This window comes from Streptomyces nogalater, from assembly GCF_039532885.1.
Lineage (GTDB): Bacteria > Actinomycetota > Actinomycetes > Streptomycetales > Streptomycetaceae > Streptomyces > Streptomyces nogalater.
Genome location: NZ_BAAASM010000006.1, coordinates 132,522 through 147,012, shown reverse-complemented (window position 1 = coordinate 147,012; position 14,491 = coordinate 132,522). Strand labels below are relative to the sequence as shown.

Here is a 14,491-nt window from a genome sequence, read left to right as displayed (position 1 = left end):
GTGGGCCGGTCAGGAGCCGGAGAGCTCGCGGTCGATGAAGTCGAGCAGTTCCTCGGCGGTCGCGCCTTCGACGAGCGCCGTCACGTCCGCTTCGGTGAGCGCCGGCGCGTCCGCTCCGAGGTCCCCGGAGACGTCCTCCGGTGCGGCCGGTGTGGCCCGTGCCTCCTCGGCCGGCATGAGTTCGCCGTCCAGGACGGCGACGAGTTCGGGCAGCGTCGGCGCGTCGAACAGCACGGTGAGGGGGAGGGTGAGGTCCGTCGCCGCGTTCAGGCGGTTGCGGAACTCCACCGAGGTGAGCGAGTCGAACCCGAGTTCGCCGAACGGCCTGTCGTCCGGGATCGCCTCGGGCCGGGAGCCCAGGACGGCGGCCATGTGACCGCGGATCACCTCGGCGAGCACCCCGGCGCGTTCTCCGGCGGTCAGGGCGGTCAGCTCCTCCCGCAGCGGCCGCTGCCGCCGGTGTCCGGGGAGGTTCCCGGGCCGGTCCGCTCCGGCCGCCGCCACCACCCCGCGCAGCACCGGCGGAAGATCCGGTCCGAGGTCGCGCAGGGCCTCGCGGTCGAGCCGGGCGGGCGCCAGGACGGCGTGCGGTGACGGCAGCGCCGCCTCCAGCAGGGCCAGGCCGTGTTCGGGAGCCATCGGCACCAGGCCGGCCCGGGCGAAGCGGGCACGGTCGGCGGCGGTGAGGGCGCCGATCATGCCGTCCGGGTCGTCCCACAGACCCCAGGTCAGCGCGAGGGCGGGCAGCCCCTGCGCGCGGCGGTGCCGGGCGAGTGCGTCGAGGAACGCGTTGGCGGCGGTGTAGCCGCCCTGCCCGGCGCCGCCGAGCGTCCCCATGATCGAGGAGACCAGGACGAACGCGGTGAGCGGGTGGCCCGCGGTCAGCTCGTGCAGATGCCAGGCGCCGTCGGCCTTGACGCGCATCACCCGGTCGATCTGCTCGGCGGTGAGCGAGGTGACCGGCGCGTCGTCCACCACGCCCGCGGCGTGGACCACGGCGGTCAGCGGGTGCCGGCCGGGCACGGCTTCGATCAGCGCGGTGACGGCGTCCCGGTCGGCGACGTCCACGGCCGCGAACCGCACCTCGGCGCCGAGCGCCTCCAGGGCGGACGCCAGCTCGGCCGCTCCGGGTGCGTCACCGCCGCGGCGTCCGGCCAGCAGGAGCCGTCGTGCGCCGTGTTCGGTGACCAGGTGCCGTGCGACGGCCCGGCCCACGGCGCCGGTCCCGCCGGTGATCAGGACGGTGCCGTCGGGGTCGAGGACCGGCGGGACGGTGAGCACCACCTTGCCGGCCTGGGTGCCCTGGCGCAGCAGCCCGAAGGCCTCGGGTGCGCGCCGGACGTCCAGGTCGGTGACGGCGGGCCAGGTGAACGCGCCCTCGGCGAACAGCTCGACCACGCGGTTCAGGAGACGGGCGAGGTGCTCGGGCGCCAACCGCAGGAGGTTGCAGGCCTGGTAGCGCGCTCCGGGGTACGCGGCGGCCACCTCGGCCGGGTCGCGCGGATCGGTCCGGCCCAGTTCGACCAGGAGCCCGCCGGGACGCAGCAGCCGCAGCGACTCGTCGACCAGCTCGCCGGTCAGCGAGTTCAGGACGACCGCCATGCGCCGGCCGCCCGCGCCGAAGCGCTCGCCGAATCCGGGCTCACGGGACGAGGCCAGGTGGTCGTCGGCCACGCCGAGGGCACGCAGCGCGGGCCACTTGGCGGCAGACGCGGTCGCGTAGACCTCCGCGCCCAGGTGCCGGGCCAGCTGGACGGCGGCCATGCCGACGCCGCCCGCCCCGGCATGGATCAGCACGGGGTCGCCCGGGCGTACGCCGCCCAGCTCGACGAGCGCGTGCAGGGCGGTCATATGGGCGACCGGTACGGCGGCGGCCCGGGTGTACGACCAGCCTTCCGGGATCTTGACGAGGGTGCGGTGGTCGGCGTGGGCGACCGTGCCGAACGCGCCGGAGAACAGGCCCATCACCCGGTCGCCGGGGGCCAGGCCGGTGACGCCGGGCCCGGTCGCGGTGACTACGCCCGCGCCTTCCAGGCCGAGCGGGCCCGGGTCGCCGGGGTGCATGTCGAGCGCGCCGAGGACGTCGTGGAAGTTGAGCCCGGCGGCGCGCACCGCGAGCCGGACCCGGCCGGGGCCGGGTTCGGCGGCGGCCTCGGGACAGGGCCGCAGCTCCAGGGCGGTGAGGGTGCCGCGCTCGGGGATGTCGAGGCGCCACTCGGGCGCGTCGCCGGGGAGCGGGAGCGCGGGGTCGCCCGCCGCGGGCACGAACCGGGGCACCAGGACGGCTCCGTCCCGGACCGCCACCTGGTTCTCGTCCGGCACCAGTGCCGCGGCCGGCACCTCGACGGCGTCGGGGGCGAGGTCCACCAGGGCGAACCGGCCCGGGTGCTCGACCTGTGCCGTCCGCACCAGACCCCAGACCGCCGCCTGCGCGAGATCCCGGACGGTCTCACCGGGCCGGACGGCGACGGCCCCACGGGTCACCAGCACCAGCCGGGACCCGGCGAGCCGGTCCTCGGCGAGCCACCGGCCGAGCAGATCCCGGGCCCGGCGGACCGCGTTCCGTGCCGCCGTCGCCGGATCGGTTCCGTGCTCACCGGCCGGACAGGCCACGACGGCGTGCCCGGCCGGCTCGGCAGCCAGGGCGTCCGGCGCGAAGGCGTCCCACGGGACCGGCACCGGCCCGGCCGGTGAGGCGGCCCCCGGCGCGGGCAGTGGTTCCCAGCCCAGCGCGAACAGGGAGCCGCGCGCCAGGGCCGCGGGATCGGCCGGGCGGCCCGCCGTGACCGGGCACAGCTCCAGCGACTCGACCAGACCGGCCGGCTTCCCCGAGCCGTCGAGCAGGGTCAGGGTGAGGCCTCCGGTCACGGAGGGGGCCGCGTGCACCCGCAGGGACGTGCGGTCGCCCGCACCGAACAGGGACACTCCGCGCCAGCGCAGCGGCTGCACGAGCTGCCCCTCGCGGGCCGGGGCGTCGGCGATCAGGCCGTGCAGGGACGCGTCGAGCAGGGCGGGGTGCAGGTGGTAGGCGCCGGCGTGCGCGGCCTCCGGCTCGGGCAGGACGGCCTCGGCGAACCGCTCGCCGTCGCGCCGCCAGGCGGCGCGCATTCCCTGGAACACCGGCCCGTGCTCATGGCCCCGCAGGGCCAGGTCCTCGTACAGGCGGGCCGGCGGTACCGGTGCCGCGTCGGCCGGCGGCCAGTCCACGGGGGCCGGTGCCGTCCCCGGGGCGGGGCCGAGGGTGCCGGTGGCGTGCTCGGTCCACTCCCCGCCGGTCGCCCGGCCGGAGATCCGGCAGGCCCGCAGCCCGTCGGCGTCCTCGCCCGCCACCCGGACGCGCAGGTCTACGGCGCCGTCCTCCGGGAGTTCCATGAGCGCGGAGACCGTCAGCTCCTCGATCCGCGGCGTGCCGGCGTGCGTGCCGGCGTGCAGGGCCGTCTCCAGGAGCACGGTGGGCGGTACGACGATCGTGCCGGACAGGGTGTGGTCGGCCAGCCAGGGATGGGAGCGGGTGGTGAGCCGTCCGGTGAACACCGTCTCGCCGTCCCCGAGTTCGACGGCCGCGCCGAGCAGGGGATGACCGGCCGGGGCCTGGCCCAGTTGGGCCGTGCCGGACGGCCCGGAGGTGCCGGTGAGCCAGTAGCGCCGCCGCTGGAAGGGATAGGTGGGCAGCTCGACGTGGCCGGCGGCCGTTCCGGTGAGCCGTTCCCACGCCAGGGGCAGACCCCGGACGTAGGCCTCCGCGGCGGAGGTGAGGAACCGGCGCAGGCCCCCGTCGTCGCGGCGCAGTGAGCCGGTGACGATCCCGTCGGCCCCGGCCCGCTCCATGATCTGGCCGATGCTGCCGGTCAGCACCGGGTGCGGGCCGACCTCGACGAACGTGGTGTGGCCGGAGGCGATGAGCGCCTCGACCGCCTCCTGGAAGCGCACGGTGTGCCGCAGGTTCCGGTACCAGTAGGACGCGTCGAGCGCGCCGCCCTCCTGCCAGTCGGCGGTGACCGAGGACATCAGCGGGATCTCGCCGGTGCGCGGTGCCAGCGGCGCCAGCTCGGCCAGGATCCGCTCGCGGATCGGCTCGACCGCCGGGCAGTGCGAGGCGAAGGCGGCCGGGATCACGCGGGCGTTGACGCCCTCGGCCTGGTAGGCGTCGACCAGATCGGCGATCGCGTCCGCGGCTCCGGCCACGGCGGTGGTGGCCGGTCCGCTGACTGCGGCGACACCGAGCGTGCCGAGCCGTTCCCGTACCCGCTCCACGGGCAGCGGGATCACGGCCATCGCGCCCGTGCCCATCAGGTCGACGGCCACGGCGCTGCGCAGGGCGATGGCGCGGGCGCCGTCGTCCAGGGAGAGCGCCCCGGCCACGACGGCGGCGGCGATCTCGCCCTGGGAGTGGCCGACCACGGCGTCCGGCACGACCCCGGCCGACCGCCACAGCTCGGCCAGCGACACCATCACGGCCCACAGCGCGGGCTGTACGACGTCGATCCGGTCGAGCAGGGGCGCCCCGGCCAGGACGTCGGCCAGCGACCAGTCGACGTAGGGCGCGAGTGCGCGCTCGCACTCGGCGAGGCGGGCGGCGAAGACGGGGCTCTCGGCGGCGAGTTCCGCCGCCATGCCCTGCCACTGGCCGCCCTGTCCGGGGAAGACCAGAACGGTCCGGCCGGGCTCGCCCGCGCGGCCGGTGACGACACCGGGGCTCTCCTCGCCGCGGGCCAGCGCGGCCAGGCCCCGGCCGGCCTCCCGACGGTCGCCTGCGATCACCACGGCGCGCTCGCCGAGGGCGGCTCTGGCGGTCAGGGCCGGTGCCGCGGCGACCGGGTCGAGCGGTGCGACGGCCAGCCTGCGGGCCTGCTCCCGCAGCGCGTCCGGGGTCCGGGCGGACAGCACCAGCGGCACCACCGGCGGCCGTACCGGCTCTTCGACGGGTGCGGCCTGGGCCGGTGGCTCCGCCAGGATCACGTGCGCGTTGGTGCCGCTGATCCCGAAGGAGGAGACGCCGCAGCGCCGGGGCTCGCCGGTGTCCGGCCAGGGCCGGGCCCGGTCGAGCAGGGCCACCGATCCGGACGTCCAGTCCACGTGCCGGGACGGCTCGTCGGCGTGCAGCGTGGCGGGCAGGGTCGCGTGCCGCAGGGCCTGGACCATCTTGATGACGCCGCCGACGCCCGCCGCCGCCTGCGCGTGTCCGATGTTGGACTTGAGGGACCCCAGCCACAGCGGCCGGTCCCGGTCCCGCCCGTAGGCGGCCAGCAGGGCGCCCGCCTCGATCGGGTCGCCGAGGGCGGTGCCGGTCCCGTGTGCCTCCACGGCGTCGACCTGCCGCGGCGCGAGCCCGGCGTCGGCGAGCGCGTCCGCGATGACGCGCTGCTGGGCGACGCCGCTCGGCGCGGACAGCCCGTTGGAGGCGCCGTCGGAGTTCACGGCGCTGCCGGCGACGACCGCCAGAACGGGGTGGCCCCGGCGGCGGGCGTCCGAGAGCCGCTCGATCACGAGCATGCCCGCGCCCTCGCCCCACCCGGTGCCGTCCGCCTTTGCGGAGAAGGCCTTGCAGCGGCCGTCGGCGGCCAGCACCCGCTGGCGGGACAGCTCCACGAACATGCCGGGGGTCGCCATGACCGTGACCCCGCCGGCCAGGGCGAGCGAGCAGTCCCCGGCGCGCACCGCCCGCACCGCCTGGTGCAGCGCGACCAGCGACGCCGAGCACGCGGTGTCCACGGTCAGCGCGGGCCCGTTCAGGCCGAGGACATAGGCGATCCGTCCGGAGATCACGCTCGCGCTGGTGCCGGTCAGCAGGTGTCCGGCGACGCCGTGCCCGGCCGCCTCCATGCTCGGCCCGTAGCCGGAGTGCATCGCCCCGGCGAACACGCCGGTCCGGCTGCCCTTCAGCGCCGTCGGGTCGATCCCGGCGCGCTCCAGCGCCTCCCACGCGACCTCCAGCAGCAGCCGCTGCTGCGGGTCCATGGCGAGGGCCTCGCGCGGGCTGATCCCGAAGAACTCCGCGTCGAAGTCCGTCGCGTCCCGTACGAAGCCGCCCTGGCGGACGTAGGAGGTCCCGATCCGCTCCGGGTCCGGGTGGTGGAGTGCCGCCAGGTCCCAGCCGCGGTCCTCGGGGAAGTCGCCGACGGCATCGGTTCCCGTGTCGACCAGGCGCCACAGGTCCTCGGGCGAGTGCACCCCGCCGGGGAACCGGCAGGCCATGCCGACGATGACCACGGGGTCGTCGTCGGCCCGCTCCGGTACGGCCGCCGGGGCGCCACCGGTGGACGCGCCCGTCTTCAGCCCGTCGACGGCGGCGGCCAGGGCGGCCGGGCTCGGGTGGTCGTACAGGACGGTGCTGTCCAACTTCAGCCCGGTCGCGGCCGACAGCCGGTCGCGCAGTTCGAGCGTCATGGCCGAGTCCAGGCCCAGCTCGCGGAACGACCGGCCGGGACGGATGTCGGCGGCCGACGCGGCGCCCAGTACGACCGCCGTGAGGCTGCGGACCAGCTCCAGCAGCGGTGGGCCGTCCCCGCCGGCGGCCGGCGCCGGGGCCCGGACCCCGGTCGCGTCGGGCACCTGCCCGGCGGCTTCGGGCATTCCGGCCGGCCGGCAGGGGACGCGCTGGAACGGGTAGGTTGGCAGGTCGGTCAGCGGCGGTGAGCCGGGCAGCAGCGTGGCCCAGTCCACCGCGACGCCGCGCACGAAGGCCTCGGCCGCCGCCGTGAGGAACCGGCGCCGGTCGCCGTGACCGCGCCGGAGCGTGGAGAGCGCCGCGCCGTCCCCGCCGTGCAGGTCGATCGTCTGCCGGACGCCCGTCGTCAGCACCGGGTGCGGGCTGATCTCCAGGAACGTCGTGTGGCCGGCGTCCAGCAGCTTCTCGACGGCCGGGGCGAACCGCACCGGCTCACGCATGTTGCGGAACCAGTACCCGGCGTCCAGCTCGGCGGTGTCGACCGGTGCGGCGGTGACGGTCGAGTAGAACGGCACGGGGACGGAACGCGGGGTGATCCCGGCGAAGGCGGTAAGCAGGTCCTCCCGCAGTTCCTCGACATCCGCGCTGTGCGAGGCGTAGTCGACCGGCAGCCGCCGGGTCCGCACCCGGTCCCCGTAGTGCGCGGCCAGCGCGTCGAGCGCGGCGCCCGGGCCGGCGACCACCGTCTGCGCGGGGCCGTTGACCGCCGCGACCGACAGCGAGGCCGCCACCGCCGCGAGGTCCCGCCGCACCTGTTCGGCCGGCAGGTCCACCGACAGCATCCCGCCGCGGCCCGCGATCCGGTTCAGCGTCCGGCCGCGCAGGGCCACGATCCGCGCGCCGTCCCGGAGGGACAGGGCGCCCACGGCGGTGGCCGCGGCGATCTCGCCCTGCGAGTGGGCCACCACGGCGGCGGGCTCCACCCCGGCCGAGCGCCACAGCGCGGCCAGCGACACCATCACCGCCCACAGGACGGGCTGGATCACCTCGTCGCTCTCCAGCGGCGGCGCACCGGGAACACCGCGCAGGACGTCGAGCGGCGACCAGTCCACGTAAGGGCGCAGGGCCTCGGCGCACGCGCCGATCCGGTCGGCGAAGACCGGGGACGTGTCGATCAGCTCCGCCGCCATGCCGGCCCACTGCGAGCCCTGGCCGGGGAAGACGAAGACCGGCCGGACCGGCGGCCCGTCGTGCCGGCCCTCCACCACGGCCGCCGCCGGCTGCCCGGCCGACCGGGCGTCGAGTCCGGCGAGGAAGCCGTCCCGGTCGTCCGCGACGACGACGGCGCGGTGTTCGAACGTGGTGCGGGTGACGGCCAGCGACCGGGCCACCGGGGCCACGCCCAGCTCCGGCCGCGCCTCCACATGAGCGCGCAACCGGGCGGCCTGCTCACGCAGCGCGGCCTCGTCGCGTGCCGACAGGACCCATGCCAGCGCCCCGGTGCCGTCGGGGCCGGTCAGGATCGAGGGGGGTGCCCCCGTGTCGTCGCCGGGTCCGGACCGGGCCGAGGGGAGTGCCCCGGTGCCGGCTTCGCCGCCGGCGGGCTCCGCGCCCTGCCAGTCCGCGACGATCACGTGGCAGTTGGTGCCGCCGATCCCGAACGAGCTGACGCCCGCGAGCAGCGGCTCCGTCGGCGCCGGCCAGGGCCGGATCTCGGTGTTCACCCGCAGCCGCAGCGCGTCGAGCGGGATCCGGTCACCGGGCCCCGAGTGGTTCAGGCTGGGCACGAGTTCGCGCTCGCTGACGCACAGGACGGCCTTGATGAACCCGGCGATCCCGGCCGCGCCCTCCAGGTGGCCGATGTTCGTCTTCACCGACCCGACCAGCAGCGGGGCGTCATCGGTGCGGGCCGAACCCAGGGTCGCACCGAGCGCGGCGGCCTCGATCGGGTCGCCGACCCGCGTCCCCGACCCGTGCAGCTCGACGTACCGGACCTCGCCCGGTTCGACGCCCGCGTCGGCACAGGCGGCGAGGAGCACCCGCTCCTGCGACGCACGGCCCGGCGTCGGCAGCGTCTCGGTCGCACCGTCGTTGTTCAGGGCGCTGCCGCGGATCACGGCGAGGACGCGGTCGCCGTCCCGGACGGCGGCGTCCAGCAGCTTGAGGACGACGATCCCGCCACCCTCGCCCCGGACGTAGCCGTTGGCGCGAGCGTCGAAGGTGTAACAGCGTCCGTCCGCCGACAGTGTTCCGGCCCGCTCCAGGACCAGGGTGCTCTCCGGCGCGAGGAGCAGGTTCACCCCACCGGCCAGGGCCAGGTCGGACTCGCCTGCCCGCAGGCTCGCGCACGCCAGGTGCACGGCGGTCAGCGACGAGGATTGCCCCGTGTCCACCACCAGACTCGGACCGGTCAGGCCCAGCGTGTAGGAGATCCGGTTGGCGATCACTCCCCGCTGCAGTCCGGTCAGCGTGTGCCCGGTCACCGCGTCGGGGCCCAGACCGTGCAGGAGTGTCGCGAAGTCGTCGCCGATCGCACCGAGGAACACACCCGTCCGGCTGTTCCTGAGGTCGCCCGGCAGGGTCCTGGCGTGCTCCAGGGCCTCCCAGGCCAGTTCCAGGGCCAGCCGCTGCCTGGGGTCCATGACCGCGGCCTCGCGCTGCGAGATGCCGAAGAACCCGGGATCGAACGCGTCGACCCGGTCGAGGAACCCGCCGCGCTCCGGACCCCGGCCGTCCCGCCGCCCGGTGATGGCGTCACCGCCGCCGCGCAGCAGCCGCCAGAACGCCTCCGGCCCGTCCGCCTGCGGGAACCGGCAGCCGATCCCTACGACCGCGACCGCGCGTGAGTGGCCCTCACGCATGTCGTGACCAGCACTTCCCATGGTTGATGCACCCCAGTGTCTCTGCCGAATCGGCGGGTGGTGTGACGGGGCACGGAGCCGCCCGCGCAGGCGGCCCACTCCTCGTCGCCCTGACGTCTGCTACTGCGCCCTGCCCACCGGACTGCTCACCGGACTGCTCGGGTGCACCTCGCGTTCGATGCGCGGCAGGAGCTCGGGGATGTAGATCTTCTGGATGGCGTCGCCGGAGTCGTGCGCCTCCCAGTGGGCGCGGCTCGCCCAGCGCTCGACGAGGACGAAACGGCCGGGGTCGTCCTGCGACTGGTACGCCTCCCAGCCGACGCAGCCGTCCTCGGCGAGGCACAGCGGCCGCATCCGGGCCAGGGCGTCGGCCACCGCCGGGATCTCGTCGGACTCGGGCACGCGGACGATGACGAGGAGGTCGAACATCACTGCTCCTTGGAGTGGGGGAGGCCGGCCGGGCCGGCGAGGGCGTCACGGGCGACGGTGGGGAGCCACTGGCTGATCGGGGTGAAGGGATGGCCGAGGGCCGCCGCCCGGTCGCTCGCCATGCCGAAGTCGGACGGGCAGGAGAACGGGGACAGACCGGGATCGCCGGAGGGGTCGTCCTTCTCGATCACCTCGGCCGTGAGTCCCGTGGCGCTTTCCACCGCGGCGCAGACGTCGTAGACGTCCGCGGTGTCCGGTGAGGCGACGTTGACCGCTCCGGTGGCGTCGGCCAGGGCCGCCCAGGCGAGGAAGCCGGCGGCCTCCTCGGCCCGTACCAGTGACGTCCGGCCGGGCGCCGTGTGGGCGACGACGGGCTGTCCGGCCCGGACCCGGTCGAGGTGGAACCGGAGCCGTCCGGTGAAGTCGCCCTCGGCGGCCAGCACATGGGCGACCCGGGCCAGCAGCACCGGCACCTTCGCGCAGCGCGTCAGCGCGGCCTCGGCCTGGCGCTTGCCCTCGCCGTAGTGGGTGTCCAGGTAGCCGGGGGCGTCCCAGGGCAGGGTGGTGTCGAAGTCGTAGTCCGCCGGGTCGAGTTCCTCCTCCCGGGCCCGCGCACCGAACGGCGGGGCCGGGAACCGCCAGCGGAAGGTGTCCTTGTTGTACACCTCGATGGTGCTGGTCATGACGATCTTCCCGGCCCGTTCGCCGAACGCCTCGCACACCTCGACGGCCGCGTTGGGCGTGTAGCACATCTGGTGGATCACGGCGTCGAACCGTTCCCCGGCCACCGCGGCGGTCAGCTCGCCGGGGACGTTGACGTCGGCGCGCAGCCGACGCACGGCGTCACCGAACGGGTCGGGGGTCTGCCCGCGGTTGACGAGGGTGACCCGGTGCCCGTCCGCCAACAGCTTGTGCACCAGCAGCTTCCCGAAGAACCGGGTGCCTCCGATGACGCAGATGTCAGACATTTTCCCTCACTGTTCCTTCGTTCTCCGTGACGTCCGCGTCCTCGGTTCGCCGGCTGCCGTCGGCCGCGCCGGAGTGCCGGCCGCTCAGGCAGACCAGTGCGCAGCCCGCCGCCAGCAGGGCGGCGACGTACCAGTTGCCGCCCGCCACGCCGACGGAGCGCGACAGGTCGAACAGGATGCCCGCGGCCAGGGAGCCGGCCATGTTCCCCGCGCTGCGGAAGAAGTGCATCGCGCCCATGGCCTTGGCCAGCCGGTGCTCGGGCACCCGGCGGGAGATCCAGAGGTCGAACGACGGCACGAAGAGGATCTCTCCGAGCACGACCGTCAGACAGCCGACCACCACCCAGGGGGCGGTGCGGCCGGCCCCGAACGCGACGAACGCGATGGTCATTCCGGCCAGGCCGACGGCCATGACCGCCCCCGGGCTGAACCGCTTGCTGAACAGCTGGAACAGCGGGTACTGGAGCACCAGGATGCTCAGGCCGGTGATCCAGAACGGCGCGGACGGGGCCCACCCCGGGACGTACTCCTCCATGTGCAGCGGGATGCCGACCACGAAGCCCAGGGACAGGGACCAGAACGCGGCGGACAGCAGGAAGTAGCGGGTGGCGCCGCGTACCTCGATGCCCTTGAACGCGGCCAGGCTGAACAGCGGGACGCGCCCGCCCGCGGTGTCCGGCGCCCGCGCGGAGCCGTCCCGGGGGAGCAGCGCCGAGGTGATCAGGCAGAAGCCGGCGAAGAACACGAACACCACCGTGAACAGGGTCCGCAGCTCCACATCGGCCAGGACGGCGCCCAGCAGCGCGCCGCCGAAGAGGCCGACCTGCCCCGCCATCTGAAACGCGGAGAACGCCTTGGGCCGTTCGTCCTCGGGGAAGGAGACCAGGACGTTCTTCAGGCCCGGGAAGGACGTCCCCGAGCCGAAGCCGATGAAGAACGCCAGCACGCTGTAGACGAGCACGCCGTCGGCGAACCCCATCAGCCCGAGTGCCACGGCTTCCAGGGCGGTGCCGAGGAACACGGCCGTGCGGATACCGGAGCGTGCCGCGATCCCCTCGTAGCAGAAGGTGGCGAGCAGCCGGCCGACGTACGTCATACACATGACCACGCCCGCCCAGAACCCGCTGTCGGACCCGCCGAGGGTGGCGACGAGCACGGGGAACCAGATGTAACTCCCGCTGTTCGCCAGGAGGATGCCGCCGACCACCCCGACGAGCGCGCGCCTGCGCTCCCTGGTCACCGCTCCTCCTTCCGGTCCGCGCCCGCGGCACGCAGTTCGGCGATGGTGCGGGCGACGGCCTGCCGGTCGACGGGCACACCCCGGACGACCGTGCGCAGCGGGAGGGCGGTCAGCGGCCGGCCCTGCGCGTGCAGGTTGTAGGTGGCGGCCTCGCCGACGCTCAGCGGGTGGACGCCGCGCTTGTCGCCGCTCAGCTCGTCGAAGTAGCGGCGGCCCCCGACCGTCGCCTGGTGGCGCAGCCGTTCGTCGAGCGAGGCGTCGCCGCCGCGCAGCAGGCCGAGTTCGCTGAGGAAGGAGTAGCCGTGGTACGCGCCCGTGTTGCCGGAGTCGGTACCGATCAGCAACCTGCCCTGCGCCAGGGTGGCCAGGGCGTTGCGGCGCATGTCGGCCAGCGCCGCCGTACGGGTCTCCTGGCAGCCGAACTCGATGCCGTACGGCTTGTCGATGGTCCGGGCGAACTCCAGGTTGCGGATGTCCTGGGTCTCGGCGAAGCCCTCGCGCCCGTACTCCGCCTCGAACTCCTCGCCCGTCATGATCATGGGGCGCAGACCGGCCAGGGTGGAGACGAAACGGGCCCCCTCGAACTCCTTCCAGTCGGCCGCGTCGAGCGTCCGGTCGCGCACGCTGTGGGCGAAGAGACGGAAGCCGCACTCGTAGGCCCAGCGGGTCTCCTGGAGGGTGTTGCAGTCGATGACCGCGGTGAGGCCCCGCGCGGCGGCGATCCGAGCGGTGAACTCCAGCACCCGGCGCGACAGCCGGGAGAACTTCACCGGGCTGTCCGGCTGTTCGGTGCCGTCCGTGAACATCACCTTCAGGAAGGTGCCGCCGCGTTCGACATTGGACCGTATCGCGTGTTCCAGGTCGGCCTCGGTGGCGATCATGTACACCGGGGCCGGGAACTCCACGCCGTGGCCCGTGAGACCGGCGGCGTTCGTCGTCGCGGTGACCGCGTAACCGCAGTGGACGATCTCGGGGTACGGCACCGTGGAGGCCTCGCGGCCGGCCGCCCAGGCGTCGGCCACCAGCGGGAAGCCGAACATGTCCACCACATGGGTGACGCCGTGGTAGACGTACTGGAGTGCGACGATCCGCGGGTCGTCGGCGGTGTCGTCCCAGTTGGCGGGCAGCGACACATGGGCGTGGGTCTCGGTGTAACCGGGCCACAGCTCCGTCTCGTGTCCGCGGCGGGCTCCGGTGGGCTCGATACGGGCGAAGACGCCGTCCTCGACGGTGACGTCGAAGACCGCGCCGGCGTCGAGGCTGGGGATGGCGACGCCGGAGAGCTCCTGGCGGCTCATCGGGCGACCTCGACCTTCATCCCGAGGTCGATCAGGTCCAGCGCCTCCTCGCACCGCTTGTTGACCTCGGTGCGGTCGGCGCCGGTGAAGATGACGTGTCCGATCCAGTCGAAGTTGCTGGTGGACAGGCGGGTGACCGGGGTTCCGGGCTTCTTGTAGGCGAGAGCGTCGTGGAATCCGGGCAGGTCCTTCAGCGCGTCGAAGCCGATGTGCTCGATCCTGCCGGCGACCGGGGCGCCGAACCAGTGGCCGCCGGCCGTGGTCTCGCCGGGGAAGGGCAGCTCGGGGCGCTCGCCGAGGGCCTGCCGGATGACCTCCAGGTACGGGTCGACACCGGAGCTGAGCTGCATCAGCGTCGGCACGATCCCGCCGATGAGACGGCCGTTGACCTCGCACAGCACCGGGCCGTCCGGGCCCAGCAGGAACTCGGTGTGGATGAACCCGAAGTCCACGCCGAGCTCGTTCAGTACGCGGGTGGTCATGGCGAACAGCTCGTCCTGCAGCGGGTGTCCGCCGAAGTAGGTGGCACCCATCTCGATGAAGTACGGGAAGCCGCTGAGCGGACGGTCGGTCAGGCCGAGGTTGACCACCTCACCCTTGCCGAGGACGCAGGACTCGACCGAGATCAGCTCGCCGGTGACGAACTCCTCGATGAGCACGTCCGGGATGCGCCGTACGCCGCGTCCGTAGTCGGTGACGTCCGCGAGGTCGGCGAGGTAGGCGCGCAGGTCGTCCTCGTCCTTCAGGTGGAGCACGTGCAGGCTCGCCGTGCCGTCGGAGGGCTTGACCACGCAGGGGAAGCCGATCTCGCGGACGGCGGCCTCGACGGCGGCGGGGTCGTCGGCGTCGGCGACGTGCGCGAAGCGCGGCTGGCGGACCCCGGTGCCGTCCAGGGTGAGGCGGGTGAGGTGCTTGTGCCGGGCATTGCGGGCGCCCTCGACGCTCATGCCGGGCAGGCCGAGCGCCTCGGCGACGGCGGCCGTGTGGACGGTGTGGTACTCGCTGTAGGTGGTCACCCCGTGGATGGGGTTCTCCGCGTGCAGCCGGCGCGCCAGCGCCGTCAGCTCCTCGATGGAGAAGGCCTGCTCGCTCTTGACCACCTGGCAGTTCGGGTGGGCGTAGGCGGCCTCGGCCAGCGGGGAGGCGCCGAGGTAGAAGTCGGGGTCCACCGACACCAGCGTGACGTCGTGGCCCAGTTCCAGGGCGTTGGCGATGCCGGCGATGCCGTTGGGGTTGCATTCGATCATCAGGATGTGCATGTTCAGCGCTCCGTAGGTTCCTGGGGGTGGGAGGGGGGAGGCGGTCCG

Annotated in this window: 6 protein-coding genes; all 6 read right to left on the bottom strand. The window is 74.5% G+C overall.

The window, feature by feature from the left end; genetic code table 11:
* Positions 1 to 9: 9 nt before the first annotated feature.
* On the bottom strand, positions 10 to 9,270 hold the full coding sequence (locus tag ABD350_RS06405) for a type I polyketide synthase (protein ID WP_344346772.1): 9,261 nt from the start codon (positions 9,268 to 9,270) through the stop codon (positions 10 to 12).
* A gap of 99 nt (positions 9,271 to 9,369) precedes the next feature.
* The gene (locus ABD350_RS06400) at positions 9,370 to 9,678 is read right to left on the bottom strand and encodes a putative quinol monooxygenase (RefSeq protein ID WP_344346771.1); all 309 of its coding nucleotides are present in this window, start codon (positions 9,676 to 9,678) and stop codon (positions 9,370 to 9,372) included.
* Positions 9,678 to 10,646, bottom strand: a complete 969-nt coding sequence (locus ABD350_RS06395) for an NAD-dependent epimerase/dehydratase family protein (RefSeq protein ID WP_344346770.1) — start codon at positions 10,644 to 10,646, stop codon at positions 9,678 to 9,680. Before ABD350_RS06395 ends, ABD350_RS06400 begins: the two co-directional genes overlap by 1 nt.
* On the bottom strand, positions 10,639 to 11,886 hold the full coding sequence (locus tag ABD350_RS06390; protein ID WP_344346769.1) for an MFS transporter: 1,248 nt from the start codon (positions 11,884 to 11,886) through the stop codon (positions 10,639 to 10,641). The genes ABD350_RS06395 and ABD350_RS06390 overlap by 8 nt, the downstream gene beginning before the upstream one ends.
* Positions 11,883 to 13,184: an amidohydrolase family protein gene (locus ABD350_RS06385; RefSeq protein ID WP_344346767.1), complete on the bottom strand. Its 1,302-nt coding sequence runs from the start codon at positions 13,182 to 13,184 to the stop codon at positions 11,883 to 11,885. The genes ABD350_RS06390 and ABD350_RS06385 overlap by 4 nt, the downstream gene beginning before the upstream one ends.
* A complete protein-coding gene (locus ABD350_RS06380) occupies positions 13,181 to 14,443 on the bottom strand; it encodes an ATP-grasp domain-containing protein (RefSeq protein WP_344346765.1) in 1,263 nt (420 codons plus the stop codon). Before ABD350_RS06380 ends, ABD350_RS06385 begins: the two co-directional genes overlap by 4 nt.
* Positions 14,444 to 14,491: the final 48 nt, after the last annotated feature.

Bases quoted from the DNA above. Each gene is read 5' to 3' on its own strand.
- ABD350_RS06405 (WP_344346772.1), bottom strand. From the start codon at position 9,270: ATGGGAAGTGCTGGTCACGACATGCGTGAGGGCCACTCACGCGCGGTC.
- ABD350_RS06400 (WP_344346771.1), bottom strand. From the start codon at position 9,678: ATGTTCGACCTCCTCGTCATCGTCCGCGTGCCCGAGTCCGACGAGATC.
- ABD350_RS06395 (WP_344346770.1), bottom strand. From the start codon at position 10,646: ATGTCTGACATCTGCGTCATCGGAGGCACCCGGTTCTTCGGGAAGCTG.
- ABD350_RS06385 (WP_344346767.1), bottom strand. From the start codon at position 13,184: ATGAGCCGCCAGGAGCTCTCCGGCGTCGCCATCCCCAGCCTCGACGCC.
- ABD350_RS06380 (WP_344346765.1), bottom strand. From the start codon at position 14,443: ATGCACATCCTGATGATCGAATGCAACCCCAACGGCATCGCCGGCATC.